General features: G+C 72.7%; 2 protein-coding genes. Both read right to left on the bottom strand.

Features of this window, described 5'->3' with window-relative positions:
- Window positions 1-1,149, bottom strand: a 1,149-nt coding sequence (locus tag ACWEVN_RS47780) for a beta-ketoacyl synthase N-terminal-like domain-containing protein (RefSeq protein ID WP_452055700.1), incomplete at its 3' end; no start/stop codon positions are given.
- Window positions 1,150-1,224: 75 nt separating this feature from the next.
- The gene (locus tag ACWEVN_RS47775) at window positions 1,225-1,779 is read right to left on the bottom strand and encodes an acyl carrier protein (protein WP_452055699.1); all 555 of its coding nucleotides are present in this window, start codon (window positions 1,777-1,779) and stop codon (window positions 1,225-1,227) included.
- Window positions 1,780-1,818: the final 39 nt, after the last annotated feature.

Here is a 1,818-nt window from a genome sequence, read left to right as displayed (position 1 = left end):
CTCGATCATCTTGATCACCCCGGCCACGCCCGCGGCGCCCTGGGTGTGGCCGATGTTCGACTTCACCGACCCGAGCCACAACGGCTCGGCCCGGTCCTGCCCGTAGGTGGCCAGCAGGGCCTGTGCCTCGATCGGGTCCCCCAGCGAAGTCCCGGTACCGTGGGCTTCCACCGCATCGACGTCCGAAGTGGACAGTCCGGCGCTCGCCAGCGCCGCCCGGATCACCCGCTGCTGCGACGGGCCGTTCGGCGCGGTCAGGCCATTGGACGCCCCGTCCTGGTTCACCGCCGAACCCCGGACCACCGCCAGCACGCGATGTCCCCGTTCCCGGGCCACCGACAACCGTTCCAGCAACACCAATCCGGCGCCTTCGCTGAAGCTCGTGCCGTCCGCGTCCCGCCCGAACGCCTTGCACCGGGCATCCGGTGCCAGGCCGCGCTGCCGCGAGAAGTCGACGAACAGGCTCGGCGTCGCCATCACCGTCACGCCACCGGCCAGCGCCAGGGAACACTCACCCCGCCGCAACGCCTGCGCCGCCAGGTGAATCGCCACCAGCGACGACGAACACGCCGTGTCCACCGTCAACGCCGGACCCTCGAACCCGAGCGAATACGCCACCCGGCCCGAAGCCACACTGCCCGCGTTGCCGGTCAGCCGGTACCCGTCGAGCTCCTCCACCCCGGCTCGGGTGCTGACGGCGTACTCCTGGTTGATGACACCGGCGTAGCAGCCCACGGCGCTGCCCGCGAAGGCGGCGGGATCGAGACCGGCGTCCTCGAAGGTCTCCCACGCGACCTCGAGGAGCACTCGCTGCTGCGGGTCCATCGCCAGGGCCTCGCGGGGGCTGATGCCGAAGAACGCCGGGTCGAAGTCCGCGGCGTCGCCGAGGAAACCGCCTTCACGGACGTAGGACTTGCCGGCCTGCCCGGGATCCGGGTCGAACAGCCGCTCCACGTCCCAGCCGCGGTCGTCCGGGAACGGGCCGATGGCGTCGGTTCCGCCGGCGACCAGCTCCCACAGCTGGGCCGCCGACGCGACCCCGCCGGGGAACCGGCACGCCGTGCCGACGACGGCGATCGGCTCGTCCGGTCCCGGCTGCCCGGTGGCGCGCTTGCGGAGCCGTTCGTTCTCCTTGAGGGAGGTCCGCAGGGCTTCGACGAGTTCTTCGTGGGACGTGGGCATTCCGCTTCTCCGTACTCCGCGTCTGGTCCGGGGCTCGCCGGGTCACAGCCCGGCGCTGCGCCGCGCCTGGTGCACGAGGTCGGCCGCGTCCATCGCGTCGAACTCGTCGTCCGCCGGCCCGGCCGCTTCCGCGCCGTCCGGGCCGGCCAGCCGGAGCAGCGCGTCCAGGACCCCGGCGTCCCGGAACCGGCTCAGCGGGGTGGCGGCCAGCACCCGCCGGAGCTCGTCTTCACCCGGCTCGCCGGCCGGTTCGTCGCGGCCACCGGGGAAGAGCTCGGCCCGCAGGTGCCGGGCCAGCACCGCGGGCTTCGGGTAGTCGAAGACCACCGTCGCGGGCAGGCGCAGCCCGGTCGCGCGGCTCAGCCGGTTGCGCAGTTCGACCGCGGTCAGCGAGTCGAACCCGAGCTCCTTGAACGCCGACTCGGCGTCCAGCTCGGCTCCGGCCGCGTGCCCCAGCACGGCGGCGACGCCACCGAGCACCAGGTCGACGAGCGCGCTTTCCTGTTCGATCTCGGTCGCGCCGTCCAGGCGCCGGGCCCAGGTTTCCCCGGGCACCGGCGCCGCGGCCGCCTCCGCGGCCGGGCGCGAATTTGACACCTCTTAAAACCACACACAAAATGTAGGTTGGGGTTTTGC

Source organism: Amycolatopsis sp. NPDC003861 (assembly GCF_053605405.1).
Note: the sequence above shows the minus strand (reverse complement) of the source record. Positions and strands in the feature narration are given on the sequence as shown.